17 protein-coding genes are annotated in these 16,410 nt (G+C 31.3%); 12 read left to right on the top strand and 5 right to left on the bottom strand.

Going from position 1 to position 16,410, the window contains the following annotated elements:
• Window positions 1–7: 7 nt before the first annotated feature.
• Entirely contained in the window at window positions 8–880 is an 873-nt protein-coding gene (locus ACVBFA_RS01265) for a hypothetical protein (RefSeq protein ID WP_002474892.1), read from the bottom strand.
• A gap of 326 nt (window positions 881–1,206) precedes the next feature.
• Between ACVBFA_RS01265 and ACVBFA_RS01260 the strand changes: the two genes are divergently transcribed.
• Window positions 1,207–1,806 (top strand): hypothetical protein, encoded by a 600-nt coding sequence (locus ACVBFA_RS01260; RefSeq protein ID WP_002446346.1) that lies wholly within the window; start codon window positions 1,207–1,209, stop codon window positions 1,804–1,806.
• Window positions 1,807–1,883: 77 nt separating this feature from the next.
• Here ACVBFA_RS01260 and ACVBFA_RS01255 read toward each other — a convergent pair whose 3' ends face one another.
• Window positions 1,884–3,260 (bottom strand): aspartate kinase, encoded by a 1,377-nt coding sequence (locus tag ACVBFA_RS01255; RefSeq protein ID WP_002446347.1) that lies wholly within the window; start codon window positions 3,258–3,260, stop codon window positions 1,884–1,886.
• Window positions 3,261–3,448: 188 nt separating this feature from the next.
• On the opposite strand from ACVBFA_RS01255, the gene ACVBFA_RS01250 reads away from it, so the two are divergent.
• The 4 genes from ACVBFA_RS01250 to ACVBFA_RS01235 all read left to right on the top strand — a co-directional run bounded on the left by ACVBFA_RS01250 (window position 3,449) and on the right by ACVBFA_RS01235 (window position 7,590).
• The gene (locus ACVBFA_RS01250; protein WP_002446348.1) at window positions 3,449–4,729 is read left to right on the top strand and encodes a homoserine dehydrogenase; all 1,281 of its coding nucleotides are present in this window, start codon (window positions 3,449–3,451) and stop codon (window positions 4,727–4,729) included.
• 5 nt (window positions 4,730–4,734) lie between these two features.
• Window positions 4,735–5,799, top strand: a complete 1,065-nt coding sequence (gene thrC, locus ACVBFA_RS01245; protein WP_002446349.1) for a threonine synthase — start codon at window positions 4,735–4,737, stop codon at window positions 5,797–5,799.
• A 1-nt stretch (window position 5,800) separates the two neighbouring features.
• Window positions 5,801–6,721 carry a homoserine kinase gene (gene thrB / locus ACVBFA_RS01240; RefSeq protein ID WP_002475747.1) on the top strand — a complete coding sequence of 307 codons (921 nt, stop codon included), beginning with the start codon at window positions 5,801–5,803 and terminating at the stop codon, window positions 6,719–6,721.
• A gap of 62 nt (window positions 6,722–6,783) precedes the next feature.
• On the top strand, window positions 6,784–7,590 hold the full coding sequence (locus ACVBFA_RS01235) for a Cof-type HAD-IIB family hydrolase (protein ID WP_002475749.1): 807 nt from the start codon (window positions 6,784–6,786) through the stop codon (window positions 7,588–7,590).
• A 326-nt stretch (window positions 7,591–7,916) separates the two neighbouring features.
• Here ACVBFA_RS01235 and ACVBFA_RS01230 read toward each other — a convergent pair whose 3' ends face one another.
• A complete protein-coding gene (locus ACVBFA_RS01230) occupies window positions 7,917–8,231 on the bottom strand; it encodes a hypothetical protein (RefSeq protein WP_002446352.1) in 315 nt (104 codons plus the stop codon).
• A 305-nt stretch (window positions 8,232–8,536) separates the two neighbouring features.
• Window positions 8,537–9,985 carry an amino acid permease gene (locus ACVBFA_RS01225; protein ID WP_002446353.1) on the bottom strand — a complete coding sequence of 483 codons (1,449 nt, stop codon included), beginning with the start codon at window positions 9,983–9,985 and terminating at the stop codon, window positions 8,537–8,539.
• 230 nt (window positions 9,986–10,215) lie between these two features.
• On the opposite strand from ACVBFA_RS01225, the gene ACVBFA_RS01220 reads away from it, so the two are divergent.
• The 5 genes from ACVBFA_RS01220 (at window position 10,216) to ACVBFA_RS01200 (ending at window position 14,576) form a co-directional block, all read left to right on the top strand.
• Entirely contained in the window at window positions 10,216–11,730 is a 1,515-nt protein-coding gene (locus tag ACVBFA_RS01220) for a catalase (RefSeq protein ID WP_002475746.1), read from the top strand.
• Window positions 11,731–11,819: 89 nt separating this feature from the next.
• A complete protein-coding gene (gene rpmG / locus ACVBFA_RS01215; protein ID WP_001831295.1) occupies window positions 11,820–11,969 on the top strand; it encodes a 50S ribosomal protein L33 in 150 nt (49 codons plus the stop codon).
• Between the two features lie 167 nt (window positions 11,970–12,136).
• Window positions 12,137–12,406: a 30S ribosomal protein S14 gene (gene rpsN, locus ACVBFA_RS01210; RefSeq protein ID WP_001831302.1), complete on the top strand. Its 270-nt coding sequence runs from the start codon at window positions 12,137–12,139 to the stop codon at window positions 12,404–12,406.
• Between the two features lie 153 nt (window positions 12,407–12,559).
• Complete coding sequence (gene guaC / locus ACVBFA_RS01205) at window positions 12,560–13,537, top strand: GMP reductase (protein WP_002446355.1); 978 nt, start codon at window positions 12,560–12,562, stop codon at window positions 13,535–13,537.
• A 13-nt stretch (window positions 13,538–13,550) separates the two neighbouring features.
• On the top strand, window positions 13,551–14,576 hold the full coding sequence (locus tag ACVBFA_RS01200; RefSeq protein WP_002446356.1) for a CAP domain-containing protein: 1,026 nt from the start codon (window positions 13,551–13,553) through the stop codon (window positions 14,574–14,576).
• A 350-nt stretch (window positions 14,577–14,926) separates the two neighbouring features.
• On the opposite strand, the gene lexA is transcribed toward ACVBFA_RS01200, so the two are convergent.
• Window positions 14,927–15,547, bottom strand: coding sequence for a transcriptional repressor LexA (gene lexA, locus ACVBFA_RS01195; protein WP_002487234.1), 621 nt, complete (start codon window positions 15,545–15,547; stop codon window positions 14,927–14,929).
• 143 nt (window positions 15,548–15,690) lie between these two features.
• Here lexA and sosA point away from each other — a divergent pair, with 143 nt between their 5' ends.
• Window positions 15,691–15,924, top strand: coding sequence for a DNA damage-induced cell division inhibitor SosA (sosA, locus tag ACVBFA_RS01190; RefSeq protein ID WP_002446358.1), 234 nt, complete (start codon window positions 15,691–15,693; stop codon window positions 15,922–15,924).
• A gap of 157 nt (window positions 15,925–16,081) precedes the next feature.
• Entirely contained in the window at window positions 16,082–16,318 is a 237-nt protein-coding gene (locus tag ACVBFA_RS01185) for a DUF896 domain-containing protein (RefSeq protein WP_002446359.1), read from the top strand.
• The last annotated feature ends 92 nt before the right edge of the window (window positions 16,319–16,410 follow it).

Here is a 16,410-nt window from a genome sequence, read left to right as displayed (position 1 = left end):
TTGAATTTTAATTATTCATATGTTGTTTAAAGCTTTCAGAAATTTCTTCGATTTGTTTATCAGTAAGGGGGTGCTTAGATAAATTGATAGCATCCTCAATTACTTTTTCAAGTGATATCGGAGTAGATACGGTGTCGACATATTTATCACTCTCGTCGGATCCTTCAATAATATTAACGCTACCATCACTAAAGTAGATGACGCCAATACTTTGAATTTTAAAATTATAGTCATTTTCAATTTTATCCTTTAATGCTTTTGCATTGTTTGCAGCTTTATCGTATGGATCGTGGTCATAAAATTCATATATTACACGATTATCCTGTAAAATCTCAATAAAAGTATAAACACCAGAACGTGTTGTTTTAAACTGACTATGATATCGATTGCTAATATAATGTCCGACAACCTTTTCGGTATTATATTGTGGTTGTCCTTCTTCAAGATGTTGATCTGGCACATCAAAATGATAGAACGTTTTTTGGTTCCAATTTTTAACATCCACATTTATCAAACCAACATCAGTAATGATAATAAAATCGAATGAACGTGCATATTCGAAAAGGGGATGTTTAACAGCCAAATTACTCGTAGGAACAATTGTAAATGATCGTAAACGACCTTCTTCTTTAAATCGATTTAATATTTTTCTTAATTCACGCTTGGCGTTTTTAAAAGCGTGGTGACCGACGTTATTGTTTGTACTTAACATTTGGTTTTTCAACGATAAATTTTCTTCACTTAAAGTTGAATTTTTAGAGATTAATTGATTTCTAGCATATTCTTCTGTTTCAATCCTATCTTTCATAAATTTTTGATTAAGAACCATAGCCATAATCAAAATAATAATTATTATAGATAAGATAATTGTTAAAGACATTACTACTCACCCAAATCTTTTAATATAATAAATTCTATTTGCAAGATAAATTATAAACTTCTTAAATTTTGAGTTCAATGAAAAGGAGAGGGGAAATGTGTTTTATCAAATAGTAGTGACGAAATATTTACATATCAATTAATTTTTCGTGAATTTTTATGAGAGCCCTATCATATGCGAAGCAAATAGTGATACAGTAACTTTTTATGAAAATAATTTTATTGAAAATAAAATAAATTTTACTAAATGTTCACATTTATTTGTTTGATAAGTGAAAAAAAGAATGTATAATTAACTATGAAAGCGCTTGCTCTAGGGGTGGTAACATGTACGTTAAAGAAGAAAAACCAGTGAATAAAATAGTCGAAATTTTAAGGAAAACATCATCTCATTTATTCAAATTTCACGGCGAGGTAGCGATGCATCTATTTCTAAATGATGATTTTATATTACCATCGAAAGTAGATATTTGTGTTGAGCGCAAAAAGTTATTGGAAATTATCAGAGTGATTCCTGAAGAATTTACGATTCATTATTATGATGAACAGCTAAATGAAAGATTAAGAGAATCTTTATCTTTATCAGATGTTGAACATGTTAAAATATTTAAAAACGATACAGAAGTCATGACAATATTTGTTTATGATGTTGTAAATGATGAATGGCTATTTAGGCTAGATCATCATATACGTTTACCTAAAAATAATATATATTTTCATTCTTTAAGTTGGAACGTAGATTATATCAAGCCAGAAATAGTTCTTATGTATGATTTAATGAGTGAACAAAAATATCATCAGTTTAGTAATTATAAAGCTGTTATTGATTCTCTTAGTTATTATCAATTCTATATTTTAAAATTAGTAGTAGGTGAACAGCGTATTAAAAAGGCTATAGTAAATAGTTCGGCTAAAAAGATATCTTAAAAAGATTTCTACATCATTGATACAGAGTTAATAAATTTACTTTATGTATTGAAAGTGATGTAGAAATCTTTTTTATTTTATTTACACAAATTTTTTAAACAAACGCCGTTGTAACAAAATTCGTACGTAGATAATACTGCTTTCTCAGCATCTGCTTCATGAATTCCAAACATCATTGAAATTTCAGAAGCACCTTGGTTTATCATTATTAAATTAATGTTTGATTCTGAAAGGGCATGAGTAATTTTACTAGCTGTACCAACAACTTGACTCATACCTTCACCAACAATCATTAGTACTGCTAAATCATGGTCGATACTTAATTCATCAACTTCACAACGTTTGCGTATGGCATTAAGAACTTGACTTTCTTTACCTTGAATTTGATTTGTACGCATGATAATACTTATGTTATCAATACCGGAAGGCATGTGGTCAAATGATATATTAAATTCTTCTAAAACGCCAAGAATCTTTCGTGTAAATCCAACTAATCTATTCATTAAATATTTTTTAATATTAATTACAGTAAAGCCTTTATCACAACTAATTCCACTAATGACATTTTTAGAATCAATTTCACGGTCATGTAAAATGTATGTCCCTTTATCATTCGGACGATTAGTATTTTTGATAACTACCGGAATTCGATCTTTGTATAAAGGTTGTAGAGCTTCATCGTGAAAAACTCCAAATCCTGCATAAGATAACTCTCGCATTTCCCTATAAGTTATTTCCTCAATGAGTTCAGGATTATTTATGATATTTGGATTAGCTTTATATATTCCTGATACATCAGTGAAGTTTTCATAAAGTGAGGCTCGAACGCCACGTGCTATGATAGCGCCAGTTATGTCAGAACCACCACGTGGAAACGTAACGATATAATTTTGTTTTGAGACTCCGAAAAAACCAGGAATAATTAGTTTTTCATCATAATCACGCAATTTGTATATATCATTATATGCGGAATCTAAAATTTGAGCCTGTTGTGGTAGATCAGTTACGGTTAATCCAGCTTCTTTAGGAGAAATATAACGAGTAGGAATACCTTGACTATTATTATATTGGGCTATTAATTGAGCATTAAAATTTTCGCCACAAGACAATAAAGCATCATATAAACGGTTAGGTTTGTCAGAAAGATCTTTAATATATTCCTCTAAAGTATCATTAATTGTTATTAGAATGTCATTTCCTATACCTAATTCTTCTACTATATCAGCATATCTTTGAATAATTTCTTGTTTTTTACTTTCATAATTTAATTTATTAAGTACTTTTTCATAGAGACGAATTAATAAATCAGTAGTTTTAATGTCGTCATTATGCCTTTTTCCTGGAGCTGAAACGATAATGATTTTACGTTCAGGATCTTCATTCACAATAGTTAATACTTTTTTAATTTGTTCTGCAGTTGACACAGAACTTCCACCAAACTTAGCAACTTTCATAATTTTCCTACCTTTCTAAAAAATCAGAAAATTTTATTTAGTTTTCTGATTAAGCATGGTAATATAGATTTATATTTTCAATATTAAGAACTTTACAAAAATTTAGAATGATTTTATACTAAACCATTATCTAGTATTTTTCAACAGTACAATTGTTTTTCTCAAAAGCACAAACGGAGGTAATTTACATGAAAGAGTTAAATATCGCATTACTTGGTTTGGGAACTGTCGGATCAGGTGTTGTAAAGATTATTGAAGAGAATAGACAACAGATTAAAGACACCATCAATAAGGATATTGTCATTAAACATATTCTAGTCCGAGATAAATCTAAGAAACGTCCGTTAAATATTAGTCAATATCATCTTACAGAAGATATTAATGACATCTTAAATGACAATTCTATTGATATAGTCGTTGAAGTTATGGGTGGTATTGAACCTACTGTTGATTGGTTAAGAACAGCCCTTAAAAATAAAAAACATGTGATTACAGCAAATAAGGATTTACTAGCTATCCATTTAAAATTGTTAGAAGACTTAGCTGAAGAAAATGGCGTCGCTCTTAAATTTGAAGCAAGTGTGGCAGGTGGTATCCCTATTGTCAATGCTATTAATAATGGACTGAATGCAAATAATATTTCTAAATTTATGGGAATATTTAATGGAACTTCTAACTTTATTCTCTCAAAAATGACTCATGAACAAACAACTTTTAAAGATGCGTTAGAAGAAGCACAAAGATTAGGATTTGCTGAAGCTGATCCAACAGATGATGTAGAAGGTGTAGATGCTGCAAGAAAGGTAGTTATTACATCTTATTTATCTTTTAACCAAGTCATTAAACTTAATGATGTTAAATTGGTAGGAATTAGTGACATAACATTAGCAGACATCAATGCAGCAAGCGCATTAAATTATAAAATTAAATTAATAGGTAAAGGTACATATGAAAATGGATATGTGAATGCTTCAGTGGAACCGACACTGATACATAAGAATCACCAACTTGCAGCTGTAGAGAACGAATACAATGCAATATATGTTATAGGTGATGCTGTTGGCGATACAATGTTTTATGGTAAAGGTGCAGGTAGTTTAGCAACAGGAAGTGCAGTTGTAAGTGACTTATTAAATGTGGCACTTTTCTTTGAATCAAACTTACACACTTTACCACCTCATTTTGAATTAAAGACAGAGGAAACGAAAGAAATGATGGATGGTGCAGAACCAGTGGTTATTCAAGAGAAATCTAATTACTATATAGTAATTAGTCACAGTCATAAATCTTTGGAGAAAGTTGAATATGACATAAAAAAGAAATTACCATTTCATAAATCGTTGCAACTCGTTGAGAGGGATCAAGATACCTATGCAATTATTGTTACTGGAATAGAAACATCTCCAGAAAAAGTTTTAAATCAATCAGGATTTAATGTCAAGAAAGTTTATCCTGTAGAGGGAGTTTAATAATTATGAAAAGATGGCAAGGATTAGTTAAAGAATTTAAAGAATATTTACCAGTCAATCAATCTACACCGGCACTAACACTAAATGAAGGACATACACCACTTATTTATTGTGAAAATCTTTCTCAAAAATTAGATATTCAATTATATGTTAAATATGAAGGAGCAAACCCGACTGGCTCATTTAAAGATCGTGGTATGGTTATGGCTGTAACAAAGGCAAAAGAACAAGGGAAAAAAGTTGTTATTTGTGCTTCTACTGGTAATACTTCAGCATCAGCAGCTGCTTATGCTGCAAGAGCTGGTTTAAAAGCAATTGTTGTAATCCCTGAAGGTAAAATAGCATTGGGTAAATTATCACAAGCAGTTATGTATGGTGCAGAAATTGTGTCTATAGAAGGAAACTTCGATGAAGCACTTGAAATTGTAAAAGAGATTGCTGAAGAAAATGATGAAATTGAATTAGTTAATTCTGTTAATCCATTTAGAATTGAAGGACAAAAGACAGGTGCCTTTGAAATTGTTGAACAGTTAGATGGTCAAGCCCCTGACATTTTAGCAATACCAGTGGGAAATGCAGGTAATATAACTGCTTATTGGCAAGGATTTGTTGAGTATCATAATAAAAAGAATACTCAATTACCACAAATGTTTGGCTTCCAAGCAGAAGGAGCATCTCCAATTGTTCAAAATAAAATAATCAAAAATCCAGAAACAATAGCTACAGCTATTCGAATAGGGAATCCTGCTAGTTGGCAAAAAGCTGTTAATGCACTCGATGAATCAAACGGTTTAATTGATAGTGTGACAGATGAAGAAATTTTAGAAGCTTATCAATTAATGACAACAAAGGAAGGTGTTTTTAGTGAACCAGCGAGTAATGCTTCAATTGCAGGTCTAATCAAACTTCATCGCTCTGGTAAGTTACCTAAAGGTAAAAAGATAGTAGCAATATTAACTGGGAATGGACTTAAAGATCCTGACACAGCTATTTCTCTTTTAGATAATCCTATCCAACCTTTACCCAATAATAAAGAAAGTATAATCAGATATATCAAAGGGGCAATCTAGTATGGAGGAAGTTTTAAAACTCAAAATCCCTGCATCAACCGCGAATCTAGGCGTAGGATTTGACTCAATTGGTATGGCATTGGATAAATATTTGCATATGTCTATACGTAAGATTGAAAAATCTAATTGGGATTTTCAATATTATAGTTCAGAACTAGAAGGTTTACCTAAAGATGACAATAATTATATTTATCAAACTGCTGTAAATGTTGCGCGTAAATACAATGTTACACTCCCAAGCTTGCAAATCGAAATGAGAAGTGATATTCCATTAGCTAGAGGATTAGGTTCATCTGCCTCTGCATTAGTCGGGGCTCTTTTTATTGCTAATTACTTTGGTAATATTCAATTATCTAAATACGAATTGTTACAGCTAGCGACTGAAATTGAGGGACACCCTGATAATGTAGCACCTACAATATATGGAGGTTTGATTGCAGGTTTTTATAATCCAATAACTAAAATAACAGATGTTGCTAGAATAGAAATTCCGCACGTAGATATAATTTTAACTATACCTCCATATGAGCTTCGCACTGAAGACTCTAGAAGGGTATTACCCGATACATTTTCACATAAAGGTGCTGTGCAAAATAGTGCCATTAGTAACACTATGATTTGTGCTCTCATTCAGCACAAATATAAGCTTGCTGGAAAGATGATGGAACAAGATGGTTTTCATGAACCATATAGACAACATCTTATTCCAGAATTCAATCAAGTACGTCAACTATCACGTCAACATGATGCATATGCAACCGTTATAAGTGGAGCTGGACCTACGATACTCACTCTTTGTCCAAAAGAAAAAAGTGGTAAATTAGTTAGAACACTACGTGAGAAAATTAATAATTGTGCTTCAGAACTAGTAACAATTAATGAAATGGGTGTTAAAGAGGAAGTAGTGTACCTAAAGTCCTAAATTATTGTAAAATATAGTTAAGAATAAACTTTTAATAACTCTTGAAAGGAGTTCTATACTATATGACTCAGTATAAAATGGTAGTTTTAGATATGGATGATACTTTAATGAACAGTGATAATAAATTGTCCATTGAGACAAAATCTTACTTATTAGATATTCAAAAGCGTGGTTATTATGTGGTATTGGCCTCTGGTCGTCCAACAGAAGGTATGTTACCTACTGCGAGAGATTTAGAGTTAAATAAATACAATAGCTTCATTATTAGTTATAATGGAGGCAAAACTATAAATATGGCTAATGAGAATGTAGAGGTCGATCAGCCTGTTTCAAAAGAAAATTTCGATAATATTGTAGATTATTGTAGAGATAAGAACTTTTTAGTACTTACTTATGATAATGGATATATCATTCACGATAGTAGTCATGAATACATGAACATAGAATCACAACTTACCGGATTACCTATGAATCGTGTTGCTGATTTGAAGGAATATATTAATCATAGTGTCCCTAAAGTTATGGGTGTGGATTATGTAAGTCATATTACTGAGGCACGTATTGAATTGGATGGTAACTTCAATAAAGACATTGATGTGACAACGAGTAAGCCTTTTTTCCTAGAGTTTATGGCAAAGAATGTTTCGAAGGGAAACGCAATAAAAGCACTTTGTAAAAGATTACAAATTCCTCTAGAAGAAGTCATAGTATTCGGGGATAGTTTGAATGATAAGTCAATGTTTGAAGTTGCTGGATATTCTGTAGCAATGGGAAATGCTAGCGATGAACTCAAGAAAATTGCTGACGAAGTAACTTTAGATAATAATTCTAATGGTATTCCTTATGCATTAAAAGAAATTTTGGTTTAAAGCATGATTTCAATGAATTAGTGTGAAAATTAATAATTTTAAGGTTAATTGAAACTGACCTCTCTGCCTATGAGTGGTAAGTCATAAAACAACGTCGATATAAATATAAGTAAGAACTTTTCATGTTAATATATTATATGAGTCTGTGACATAATTCCTAGAAAAATAGCCCGTAAATGAATTTTCAAAATTTATTTACGGGCTTCTTTATTCATGATATAAGTTACATAATTAATCTTCATCCATGCCAATGAATATATTTAAATTTTTGTTTACTTTTCCTTTTCTTTCAAATCAATTAAAAATCGACATTTTTAATTGATTTGCTATTTCGCAGTATGTGTCCAGTCATGTTTCCCTTTAAAGCGTTTAACATGTGCATAGACTTGATCTGCAGCATAATCTAGATTTGTATAAACTGTAATACTATATGCTGATTGATTGACACCAAAAGGTTCTTCAAGAAATACTTCTTTAAGATGAGAGAAAAGGTCATTCATTTGCGTGTGCTCTAAGCTTGGATATTCTCTCAAAGTCCGTTTTAAGAGCTTACCATTTTTTTCTTCAAGTGCTTGAACAACTATAACAAAGCGTTCCTCTTTCTTTATAACATCATCGAATAAATTTGTTTGTCCAACCATGTTATCCACCTCTATACCATTTTATTATCTTTATTATACATTATAAGTTTTAATCATAAAATAACGAAAATTTATGTACGGTATTAAATCATAAATAAGAAGGTGAACAAAATTCCTATCGAATTCGAAGCTCCAACACAGTCTATAGTCACGATGTATATTTTCAGTAAAAATTAAGTATGAAGTACTCTTTAGCATCGAGGATATTGATATTGAAAGTGATGTAAGCATTTTGGGGTCAACTATCAATTACTAATATTAAGAAGGCCTGTGACAAATACACACGTCACAGGCCTTCTTAATAATTAATTCTTGTAATTATGCGGAGTTAAATCTATTTCTTCCAGTTTGACAAAATGTGTCCGTTTGATTAATTTATGAGCAATATAGATGATTGCTAGAATAAATAATGGTGTAAAGTTTCGAATGACACCTAAAATATCACCAGATGCGATACTACCAAAGGAACTACCTAATAATAAGAATAATAATGTGAAAAGGACAATAATAGGTCCTACTGGGTAAAAAGGTGCTTTATATGGCAACAGTTTATCTGGATTTTTACCCTGTTTTTTAATTGCTTGTCTTAATCTAATTTGTGACCAAATACTAGATCCCCAAACGACAATAACCATAGATCCTATGATATTTAATAAGTTAAATACAGCATTAGCATTAAAATTAGCATAAACAATGACTAATACAATAATAATATATGTTGTAATTAATGCACGCATAGGTAATTTAGTCTTATCATTGAGTTTTCCAAAGAATTTAGGTGCTTGTTTATCAGCACTTAAAGAAAATAGCATTCTACTTGTTGTATAAATACCAGAGTTAGCTGCTGATAATAATGATGTTAAGATAACAGCATTGATGACTGATGCAGCAAAAGCGATTCCTATTCTATCGAAAACAATTGTAAACGGACTTTGTGATACAGACTCACTTTCATTAAGTAAAAGTGGGTCTGTATATGGAATGATGGCAGCTATCACAGCTATAGACAATACGTAAAAAAGTAATATTCTCCAAAATACCTGTTTTATAGCTTTAGGCATTGATTTTTCAGGATTATTTGATTCACCAGCTGTTACTGCGACTACTTCAGTACCACCAACTGAAAATCCAGCAACTAAAAGAACGCTTAATATGCCTGATATTCCACCGACAAAAGGTGCTTGACCTTTTGTATAATTCTCAAAGCCATATGTATGACCACCAAGAATACCGAAAATCATCATAATTCCAAAAATAATAAATACTATTATAGTAATGACTTTGATAAGTGATAACCAAAACTCAGTTTCTCCAAAAGCTTTAACAGAAAAAATATTAATTAAAAACAACAGAGTTAAAAAAATTAAGCTCCATGTAAGTGGATTTAAAACTTTAAATACATCCCAATATTGTAATACATTGGAAGCAACAATGATATCTACACTTGTTACAAGTGACCACATACCCCAATACAACCAACCCATGGTAAAACCAAGTGACGAATCAACAAATCTGGTTGAGTATGAACTAAAAGAACCAGAAACCGGATAGAAAGTTGCTAATTCTCCTATTGATGACATTAAAAAATAAAGCATGATACCAATTAGTATATAAGCTAATATAGCTCCTCCCGGACCAGCTTGAGAAATGACACTTCCAGTTGCCACAAAAAGTCCAGTACCTATAGCGCCACCTATAGCTATCATGGATATATGTCTCGAATTGAGACCACGTTTCATATTATTATCTTCCATATGCCGTCTCCCATCTATCTTAAAATATATCCTTCATTTTAATCTTTTTAAAGATACTATTCAATAACTTTTTAGTACTTTAAAGCGTAATTGTTAAATTTTTCTGATATTTCTTATATTTTTCTAACAATAACTTTAAAATAAGTTTATTTGCTATCGGAAAGGGGTTTAATTAAAATGGATACTACATAGTAATCAATATTAAATATAAAGGTGAGGGGGAGCTTGCTATGTCAAAACAGGATGGAAAATTAACTGGACTTTTTGGTGCTCCAGTTTCGGATAGAGAAAATAGTATGACAGCAGGACAACGTGGACCATTATTAATGCAGGACGTTTATTATTTAGAACAAATGTCTCACTTCGATAGAGAAGTGATTCCTGAACGTCGTATGCATGCGAAAGGTTCAGGTGCATTTGGAACGTTCACAGTTACAAATGACATCACACAATATACAAATGCGAAAATATTCTCAGAAGTCGGAAAACAAACAGAGATGTTTGCACGTTTTTCTACCGTATCAGGAGAACGTGGAGCAGCAGATTTAGAACGTGATATACGTGGGTTTGCTTTGAAATTCTACACTGAAGATGGAAACTGGGATTTAGTAGGTAACAATACGCCAGTTTTCTTCTTTAGAGATCCTAAACTATTTATTAGTTTGAATCGTGCTGTAAAACGAGATCCACGTACAAATATGAGAAGTGCACAAAATAACTGGGACTTTTGGACAGGTCTCCCTGAAGCATTGCATCAAGTGACAATATTAATGTCAGACAGAGGTATGCCAAAAGGATTCCGAAATATGCATGGATTCGGATCTCATACGTATTCTATGTATAATGATAAAGGTGAACGTGTATGGGTTAAATATCATTTCCGTACACAACAAGGAATTGAAAACTATACTGACGAGGAAGCAGCTAAAATTGTAGGTATGGATAGAGATTCTTCACAGAGGGATTTATATAATGCTATCGAAAATGGAGATTATCCAAAATGGAAAATGTACATTCAAGTTATGACAGAGGAACAAGCTAAAAATCATCCAGACAATCCTTTTGATTTAACAAAGGTATGGTATAAAAAAGACTATCCACTGATTGAAGTGGGAGAATTTGAGTTGAATCGTAATCCTGAGAATTATTTTCTTGATGTAGAGCAGGCAGCGTTTGCGCCTACAAATATTGTTCCTGGGTTAGATTATTCACCAGATAAAATGCTACAAGGACGTTTATTCTCATATGGAGATGCCCAACGTTATCGTTTAGGAGTTAATCATTGGCAGATTCCTGTCAATCAACCTAAGGGAGTTGGAGTTGAGAACTTGTGTCCATTTAGTCGTGATGGACAAATGCGTTTCTTAGATAATAACCAAGGTGGAGGCCCACATTATTATCCTAATAATCAAGGTATATATGAGTCACAGCCTGAACACAAGAAGCCACCATTCCCGACAGATGGTGATGGTTATGAATATAATTATCGCCAGGATGATGACAATTACTTTGAACAGCCAGGTAAATTATTCAGATTACAGTCCGAAGATGCAAAAGAGCGTATCTTCACAAATACAGCTAATGCAATGGATGGGGTCTCTAAAGATGTCAAAGTTCGCCACATTCGCCACTGCTATAAAGCTGATCCAGAATATGGGAAAGGTGTAGCAAAAGCTTTAGATATTGATATCAATCAAATTGATTTAGAGACAAACCAAGACGAAACATATGAAAACTTTAAATAATCTAAAATTCATAGATTGCTTACCACTGAATTTTATGATACAATCTTAAATCGTAAGAATTCCTAACAACATTAGAAAGGGTGTTTAACGTGCGCGTAAATATTACATTAGCCTGCACAGAGTGTGGCGATCGTAACTATATTACTACTAAAAATAAACGTAATAATCCTGAACGCATTGAAATGAAAAAATATTGCCCAAGATTAAATAAATATACGTTACATCGTGAAACAAAATAATTACTTATCTTTCAAATACGACAATTTGAAATGAAAACTCTCCTTAACTCATAGGGGAGTTTTTTTTAGTTTATACATAGATAGAAGGATTTTCACTTGTATATTTTGAAATATATGTTAATCTATAAAACGTAATAATTACGATTTGTAGAAAGAGGTTATAATATATGGCGAAAAAATCTAAAATAGCAAAAGAGCAAAAAAGACAAGAATTAGTAAATAAATACTACGAGTTACGTAAAGAGTTAAAAGCAAAAGGAGACTACGAAGCATTAAGAAAGTTACCAAGAGATTCATCTCCAACTAGACTAACTAGAAGATGTAAAGTAACTGGTAGACCTAGAGGTGTGTTACGTAAGTTTGAAATGTCTAGAATTGCATTTAGAGAACATGCGCATAAAGGTCAAATTCCAGGTGTAAAAAAATCTAGTTGGTAAAAATTTACTACTTAGGTCCATTTACAATAGAAGAAAAACAATGTACATTTAAAAAGGATGAATAATATGAATGATTTTTACAAAATTAAAGGTATTATTCGTATTTTGAATAAATATTTTGAAGATTAATTCTATTGTAAGGGGTTAAAAAAGATGAAAATTTTTGATTATGAAGATATACAATTAATTCCCAATAAATGTATTGTTGAAAGCAGATCTGAGTGTAATACTTCGGTTAAATTTGGGCCTCGTACTTTTAAATTGCCAGTTGTTCCAGCAAACATGCAAACAGTCATGAATGAAGAACTTGCGCAATGGTTTGCAGAAAACGATTATTTTTATATCATGCATAGATTTAATGAAGAAAATAGAATTCCATTTATAAAAAAAATGCATCATGAAGGGTTATTTGCTTCTATTTCTGTTGGAGTTAAAGAAAACGAATTTAATTTTATTGAAAAATTAGCTTCTTCATCGCTGATACCAGAATATATAACAATTGATATTGCTCATGGTCACTCAAATTCAGTTATAAATATGATTAAGCATATAAAAAAACATTTACCAAATAGTTTTGTGATAGCTGGAAATGTTGGGACTCCTGAGGGAGTAAGAGAACTTGAGAATGCTGGTGCAGATGCTACAAAAGTAGGTATTGGTCCAGGAAGAGTATGTATTACTAAAATTAAAACTGGGTTTGGTACAGGAGGTTGGCAACTTTCTGCGTTAAACCTTTGTAATAAGGCAGCTAGAAAACCTATTATTGCTGATGGAGGGTTAAGAACCCACGGTGATATAGCCAAATCAATTCGTTTTGGTGCCTCTATGGTGATGATTGGGTCTTTGTTTGCTGCCCACGAGGAATCACCGGGTGAAACCGTCGAGCTAGATGGCAAAAAATATAAAGAATATTTTGGTAGTGCCTCAGAATATCAAAAAGGTGAACATAAGAACGTTGAAGGTAAAAAAATGTTTGTAGAACACAAAGGATCTCTTAAAGATACGCTTACTGAAATGGAACAAGATTTACAGAGTTCAATTTCATATGCAGGAGGAAAGGACTTGAAGTCATTAAGAACAGTTGATTACGTCATAGTTAGAAATTCAATTTTTAATGGTGATAGAGATTAGTAAAAAGTAGTAGGTGAATACAATTAAAAGATTTCTTTTATTGATTACAGTTTTACTTTGCATCGTTATTTTTACGCCAGTCAAAGAAACTACTTTTATGATAAAAGCTCAAAATGATATACGTCATCAAATTAATCGATGGATTGATTCTGATTCAAATGACGATAATACTCAATTAGCGATTCCTAAAAAACAAGAATTTGCAATCAACAATATACAGATGAATATGACTAGAAAAGATGTTGAAGCACAGTTGGGACGGCATAAGCGTATGACTTCGAGTGTGTATGGCACAAATTGGTACACATATTATTCAAATGATTATAATCAATTTTTGATGGTGAGTTATATTAACAATCATGTTAATGCATTGTATACAAATCAAAATCTTATTTCATCTAAATCTCAAATTAAGTATGATACTCCTAAAGATGTTGTTAGGGAAAGATATGGGTCCCCGATTCAAGTTATAAAAAAAGGAAAAGTTGGTTTTGATGTAAAAAGTAATGAGTATGATGTTTTCCATAAAGACCATATTTATACCACAGTATTTTATGATAAACACAGAGATAATGGTGTGAAGTCATTATTACAAGTGAGTGAGAAAATGGAAAATCGTTTAAGATATCAATATGGTAGACCATCTAAATTACTTGCAAAGAGTTTTGAGTTGCAAAATTTTGACATTGTTAATGCTGAAAGAAAACAGCATGGCTTAAAAACATTAGATTATTCCAAGGATGTTTCTCATACTGCGCGTAAGCATAGTATTGACATGGTTAAGCATAATTACTTTGACCATGTAAATGAAAAGAAACTTTCTCCTTTTGATAGATTAAAAAAAGATGGAATCGAATTTAAAGCTGCTGGAGAAAATTTAGCATACGGACAATTGAATAGTATCTATGCACATGAAGGTTTGATGAATTCATTGGGGCATAGAAAGAATATTTTAAACACTCATTTTGATTACTTGGGCGTAGGTGTATATTTCAATGATCGAAGACAACCCTTTTGGACTGAAAATTATACAAGTTAAATGTTTATATATATGACTTATGGGTATAAGTAGTCCGTAAGGATGTAGATAAATATGAAGCAAAAAAGTAAAAAGCAAACTGATATACTTGAAAAAGTGAAAGAAATATTAGATAAGAACAAAAAAACAAAATCGGTTGGTCAGAAGTTGTATTGAATTTTTCTCTCACAACAGGTGTAGTTCAGAGTAAAAAATTTGATAAAAGCGTTATCTTAACACTAACACTGGCATCGAGATTAATATATTAAATACCCTAGGACATTAGTTGCTGTCCTAGGGTATTGTTTTTAAACCATATAAAAAATATAAGGAGGCCTACACTTAAAAATAAGAAATTGATTATAAATTTATTACATTTCTCTATATAATCCTATTACTTTACCTATTACAATGACATTATCTAAGTAAATAGGCTCCATAGTACTATTTTCAGGTTGTAGTCTATAACGATTTTTTTCTTTATAGAAGCGTTTAACAGTAGCTTCTTCATCTTCAGTCATAGCTACTATAATATCACCATTTTCAGCAATAGTTTGACTTCGTACAATTACTTTGTCGCCATCTAATATTCCAGCTTCAATCATACTTTCCCCAACTACATTTAAAATAAATATATCGCTGTTATGTGTTGAAGTTAAGTGCTCTGGTAGTGGAAAATATTCTTCTATATTTTCTACAGCGGTAATTGGAACGCCGGCCGTAACTTTACCGATAACCGGAACATGAATTGTTTCCTCTACATTTACCTCATCTAATTGTTCGCTAACTATCTCGATAGCTCTAGGTTTAGTAGGATCTCTTTTTATATATCCTTTTTCTTCTAATCTAGATAAATGTCCATGTACTGTAGAACTTGAAGCTAAACCGACAGCTTCGCCAATTTCTCGAACACTTGGTGGATAACCTTTTGTTTGAACAATTTTCTTAATATAATCATATATTTCACTTTGTCGCTTAGTGAGTTCTCTCATAAATAGGCACTCCTTATTATTGTTTGAGATAATTATATCATTAATTATCTTTTCTAACAAACATTTGTTCGCAATGTTGTTGACACAGAACTTATGTTCTGATAAATTACTTATACAAACAAATGTTCTAGGAGTGAGATTGGATGATTTTAAAATACAAATATAAATTTTTAACATATATGGCAATAGTAATAGTGTCTTGTATTGTTTTTTTAACTTTCTTTTTAAGTGTTAACCAAGGTGCTCAATCAGAACAAACGTACGAAATGACTGACCACAAGATTCATCAACATAATCAAAAAGGAACTACTCAAAACTATAAAGACAAACAAAATAGCGAACAGAATGATCAGTCTGTGTTCGCATTAGTCAATTAATTTTCATATTATCTACTGTAAAATGAGCGTAACAATTTGGTTATGCTTATTTTTTTGATATATTCTACTCAAGTAATAAGTATCATTAAAACTAACAGAATATTTGTTAATTATTATCATAACAATAAAATTTTATGCATTAAGAAAGAGGTTTCAAATGAGTAAAGAAAATTTAAATATTGATAGAATAAATGAATTAGCCAGAAAAAAGAAAGAACAGGGCTTAACCAATGAAGAGGCTAAAGAACAGACTAAATTAAGAAAACAGTATTTAGAAGAATTTAGAAAAGGTTTTAAACAACAGATAGAAAATACTAAGGTCATTGATCCTGAAGGAAATGATGTGACACCTGAAAAGTTAAAAAAGATACAAGAAGAGAATCACAATAAATAAAACAATAGAGTTCGACTCATCATTGATATATAAGTTGAAAATTTTCGTAGTCATTGATGATTTACTTAGAAATAATTTATTTTTAATTAACT

The sequence above is a fragment of the Staphylococcus sp. MSU001 genome (assembly GCF_052976705.1).
This window is presented reverse-complemented; position numbering and strand designations above follow the sequence as displayed.

Coding starts and splice junctions, on each gene's coding strand:
- guaC (WP_002446355.1), top strand. CDS start 12,560: ATGAAAATTTTTGATTATGAAGATATACAATTAATTCCCAATAAATGT.
- ACVBFA_RS01265 (WP_002474892.1), bottom strand. CDS start 880: ATGTCTTTAACAATTATCTTATCTATAATAATTATTATTTTGATTATG.
- ACVBFA_RS01185 (WP_002446359.1), top strand. CDS start 16,082: ATGAGTAAAGAAAATTTAAATATTGATAGAATAAATGAATTAGCCAGA.
- ACVBFA_RS01255 (WP_002446347.1), bottom strand. CDS start 3,260: ATGAAAGTTGCTAAGTTTGGTGGAAGTTCTGTGTCAACTGCAGAACAA.
- rpsN (WP_001831302.1), top strand. CDS start 12,137: ATGGCGAAAAAATCTAAAATAGCAAAAGAGCAAAAAAGACAAGAATTA.
- thrB (WP_002475747.1), top strand. CDS start 5,801: ATGGAGGAAGTTTTAAAACTCAAAATCCCTGCATCAACCGCGAATCTA.
- ACVBFA_RS01220 (WP_002475746.1), top strand. CDS start 10,216: ATGTCAAAACAGGATGGAAAATTAACTGGACTTTTTGGTGCTCCAGTT.
- ACVBFA_RS01225 (WP_002446353.1), bottom strand. CDS start 9,985: ATGGAAGATAATAATATGAAACGTGGTCTCAATTCGAGACATATATCC.
- ACVBFA_RS01250 (WP_002446348.1), top strand. CDS start 3,449: ATGAAAGAGTTAAATATCGCATTACTTGGTTTGGGAACTGTCGGATCA.
- sosA (WP_002446358.1), top strand. CDS start 15,691: ATGATTTTAAAATACAAATATAAATTTTTAACATATATGGCAATAGTA.
- thrC (WP_002446349.1), top strand. CDS start 4,735: ATGAAAAGATGGCAAGGATTAGTTAAAGAATTTAAAGAATATTTACCA.
- ACVBFA_RS01230 (WP_002446352.1), bottom strand. CDS start 8,231: ATGGTTGGACAAACAAATTTATTCGATGATGTTATAAAGAAAGAGGAA.
- ACVBFA_RS01235 (WP_002475749.1), top strand. CDS start 6,784: ATGACTCAGTATAAAATGGTAGTTTTAGATATGGATGATACTTTAATG.
- ACVBFA_RS01260 (WP_002446346.1), top strand. CDS start 1,207: ATGTACGTTAAAGAAGAAAAACCAGTGAATAAAATAGTCGAAATTTTA.
- lexA (WP_002487234.1), bottom strand. CDS start 15,547: ATGAGAGAACTCACTAAGCGACAAAGTGAAATATATGATTATATTAAG.